General features: G+C 70.1%; 3 protein-coding genes and 1 pseudogene. 2 read left to right on the forward strand and 2 right to left on the reverse strand.

The window, feature by feature from the left end:
* Window positions 1-269: 269 nt before the first annotated feature.
* Window positions 270-1,646 carry an amino acid permease gene (locus tag D180_RS17515; RefSeq protein WP_043091262.1) on the reverse strand — a complete coding sequence of 459 codons (1,377 nt, stop codon included), beginning with the start codon at window positions 1,644-1,646 and terminating at the stop codon, window positions 270-272.
* On the opposite strand from D180_RS17515, the gene D180_RS24270 reads away from it, so the two are divergent.
* Complete coding sequence (locus D180_RS24270; RefSeq protein WP_191091348.1) at window positions 1,567-1,950, forward strand: hypothetical protein; 384 nt, start codon at window positions 1,567-1,569, stop codon at window positions 1,948-1,950. The two genes, D180_RS17515 and D180_RS24270, sit on opposite strands and share 80 nt — an antisense overlap.
* Before the next feature lie 209 nt (window positions 1,951-2,159).
* Complete coding sequence (locus D180_RS17520) at window positions 2,160-2,642, forward strand: hypothetical protein (protein WP_017913824.1); 483 nt, start codon at window positions 2,160-2,162, stop codon at window positions 2,640-2,642.
* A gap of 177 nt (window positions 2,643-2,819) precedes the next feature.
* Here D180_RS17520 and D180_RS17525 read toward each other — a convergent pair.
* Window positions 2,820-3,599 (reverse strand): annotated as a pseudogene (locus D180_RS17525) (methyl-accepting chemotaxis protein); the annotation flags it as partial.

Consider the following 3,599-nt stretch of genomic DNA (forward strand, 5'->3'; position numbering starts at 1 on the left):
AGCCGCTGCTCCGAGGGAGTCTGCGAGCTGTCGGTGCCGTCATAGGAGCGGCTTCAGCCGCGACAGGCTTACCACGGCAGCTGCCGCGGTTGATCCATGAAAAACAACGAGCGCCGCTGTTACGGCAGCGGACATGACGCGCGCGAAGCCCGCGCCTGTGGGAGCGACGTCAGTCGCCACGAGCGAAACCCGACACCGGCCGACACCCTCACGCGTCGGGACGGAAGTCCCTCCCACAACGGCATGCCGCCACCGCTGGAGCGCGCGCCCTACCCCGCGCGCAGCCGCCGCGCCACGCCGCTGACCGCGGCAATGACCGCGGTCAGCGCCGCCATCGACAGGAACTGCGTACGGGTGTCCGGCGAGGCCACCAGCAGGCCGAAGATCAGCGCCAGGATCGCCAGCGCCAGCACGGTGAGCACCGGATAGCCGCGCATGCGGAACGGCAGGCGGGTGCCGGCACGGTCGGCGCGCGCACGCAGGATCAACTGCGACAGCAGCGAGATCGTCCACACCAGCAGGCAGGTGGCGCCGACGATGTTCAGCAGCACCGGCAGCACGCGGTTGGGATACAGCAGCTCCAGCACCGCGGCGACGAAGCCGAACAGCACGCTGGCCAGCACCGCCAGCCACGGCACCTGCTGGCGGCTGGACGCGGCCAGCGCGCGCGGCGCTTCGCCGCGCTGGGCCAGCGAGAAGATCATCCGCGAGGCACCGTACAGATTGGCGTTGAGCGCCGACAGCAGCGCGATCACCGCGATCAGGGTGATGCCGGTGGCGGCGCCGGGAATCCGGGCCACCTGCAGCACCGCGGCGAACGGCGAACTCAGCGCCTCGCTCTGCCACGGCACCACCGCGATGATCACGCTCAGCGAGCCGATGTAGAACACCAGGATGCGCCAGGCGACGGTGCGGATGGCGCGGGCGATGCTGCGCTCCGGGTCGGCGGTCTCGGCCGCGGCGACTGCCACGATCTCGGTGCCGCCAAAGGCGAACACCACCACCAGCAGCGCGGCACCGATGCCAGCCAGGCCCTTCGGCGCGAAGCCGCCGTTGCCGGTGACGTTGGACAGGCCCGGCGAGGCCACCCCGGGCAGCCAGCCGGCCAGCAAGGCGATGCCGACCAGGATGAAGCCGACGATCGCCGCGACCTTGAGGATGGCGAACCAGAATTCGAACTCGCCGAAATTGCGCACGCCCAGCAGGTTGATCGCGGTGAACGCGGCCATGAACGCGATTGCGGCCAACGGCACCGGCAAGCCCGGCCACACCGTCGCCAGCAGGCCGGCGGCACCCACGGCCTCGGCGGCGATCACGATCACCAGCTGCAGCCACCACAGCCAGCCCACGGTGGCGCCGGCGGTCGGCCCCATCGCGTCGGCGGCGTACACCGAGAACGCGCCGCTGGCCGGCTTGGCCGCCGCCATCTCGCCCAGCGCGTTCATCACGATGATCACCAGCGCGCCGGCGACCAGGTAGGAAATCAGCACCGCGGGCCCTGCCGCGTGCACGCCGACGCCGGAGCCCAGGAACAGGCCGGCGCCGATCGCGCTGCCCAATCCCATCATGATCAGTTGCCGCGGTTTCAGCGCATGGCGCAAGGCGGGTGCGGCGGCAGGCGGGACAGGCGCGGACGGATGCGGCATCGGCTCGGTCGGGTGCGGAAAACGCGACACGATACAGGCTGGCGACGATGCCGTGCGGCTGCGCGCGCGTTTGGCCGCCTGCGAGCGCGGATCGGCGCACAGCGGCGGCATGGCTGCTGCAACGCAGCGCGGATCCGCGCACGCGGCCGCGATGCACACCGCGACGGCGGACGGCGAGCGGCTTGCTGGCACCCCTCCCACGCCCGGCAAGACGACGGCACTGCTCGACGCCCGACAGGTACGGAATTGCCTTACCTGCAGCCATCACGAGCTTTCGCTCCATCTCGTTGATTTTGCATATTGACAGCGATACTAACGTCAGAAATACTGAACTCGACGCCCGCCGAATCTCCTGTCTCCGTACCAGCCGATGAGGGCACGCGGAGCCAGGAGGACGGCAGGCGACGACGGACCGGGAGACGGCCCGTTACGGGCGCTCAGGCCGGAAAGGACCACGGCTGCCGCTCGTCCCATGGCGTACAGGTCCGTACCATCCAGACAAGGAGAGACACCATGATCAAACCGTTGCTGACCCTGACGGTGCTGGCGGCCGCGCTGGCCGCGCCCTGCCTGCAGGCCGCCGAGCGCGCCCCGCTCAACGCCGCCGATGCCATCCAGGGCATGGGCGAACGCCTGCCCATCGGCAAGAAGAACGTCAGCCTGTCGCCGCTGTTCAAGGTCTACACGTTCGAGAAGGCCGGCCTGCGCTTCGTACAGATCAACTCGTTGCGGGACGAGGTCATCACCGTGCTCACCGCCACGCCGGGCACCGAGGCACGGCTGCCGATCGGCAGTGCCGCCGAGGAGCAGATGATCGCGGTCAACGACGCGAAGAACCAGCCGCTGGGCATGGTCACCGCCGCAGCGAGTTGCCCGTGCAACGCCACCGTGGTCTACCGCGACGCCAACACCACCATCGTGGTGGTCTACGGCTCCAACGGCGAGTACATCACCTCGTACGTGATCAAGAGCCCGCAGACCAAGCCGCCGCAGTAAGTGCCGACCGCGCTGCGGCCGCGCTCGGCGGCCGCAGCGTCACCCACCGCCGTCGATCGGCGGACGTGGGTGCCCTGATCGGCCCCGTCGCCCGGCGAGCGATCGGCAAACGCGTGCGGCCGCCTTCCGAGGAAGGCGGCCGCACCAACGACAGTCCGGCGACCGGACCGCAGCGACTCAGAACTCCTGCCAGTCCTTGTCCAGCGCCACCGCCGCCGCGAACGACGGCGCGCGGCGTGCCGGTGCGACCGCGGCCTGCGGGCGCGGACTGCGCGTCATCGTCTGCGTCGCGTGCCTGCCGCGCGGCAACGGAGCCGGCATCGGCGCCGCAGCCGGCGCGCCGTCCAGCTTGAACAGCGCCACGGCCTGGGTCAGCTCCACCGACTGCTGCTCCATCGAGCGCGCGGCCGCGGTGGCTTCTTCCACCAGCGCCGCGTTCTGCTGCGTGCTTTCGTCCATCTGGGTGACGGTCTGGTTGACCTGCTCGATCCCGGCCGACTGCTCCTGCGAGGCCGCCGAAATCTCGCCCATGATGTCGGTGACGCGCTGCACCGAGGCCACGATCTCCTGCATGGTGCTGCCGGCCCGGTCAACCAGCGCCGAGCCTTCGGCGACGCGGGTCACCGAATCGTCGATCAGCGTCTTGATCTCCTTGGCGGCATTGGCCGAACGCTGCGCCAGGGTGCGCACTTCGCTGGCAACGACCGCGAACCCGCGGCCCTGCTCGCCGGCACGCGCCGCTTCCACCGCGGCGTTGAGCGCCAGGATGTTGGTCTGGAAGGCGATGCCGTCTCACGCCGATGATGTCGGCGATCTTCTTCGACGAGGCCTCGATCCCGCTCATGGTCTCGACCACCTGACCGACCACTGCACCGCCCTGGGACGCGACCGACGCCGCGCCGCTGGCGAGCTGGTTGGCCTGGCGCGCGTGCTCGGCGTTCTGCTTGACCGTGGAGG

Source organism: Xanthomonas sp. SHU 166 (genome assembly GCF_000364685.1).
GTDB lineage: Bacteria > Pseudomonadota > Gammaproteobacteria > Xanthomonadales > Xanthomonadaceae > Xanthomonas_A > Xanthomonas_A sontii.

Coding starts and splice junctions, on each gene's coding strand:
- D180_RS24270 (WP_191091348.1), top strand. CDS start 1,567: ATGATCAGTTGCCGCGGTTTCAGCGCATGGCGCAAGGCGGGTGCGGCG.
- D180_RS17515 (WP_043091262.1), bottom strand. CDS start 1,646: ATGCCGCATCCGTCCGCGCCTGTCCCGCCTGCCGCCGCACCCGCCTTG.
- D180_RS17520 (WP_017913824.1), top strand. CDS start 2,160: ATGATCAAACCGTTGCTGACCCTGACGGTGCTGGCGGCCGCGCTGGCC.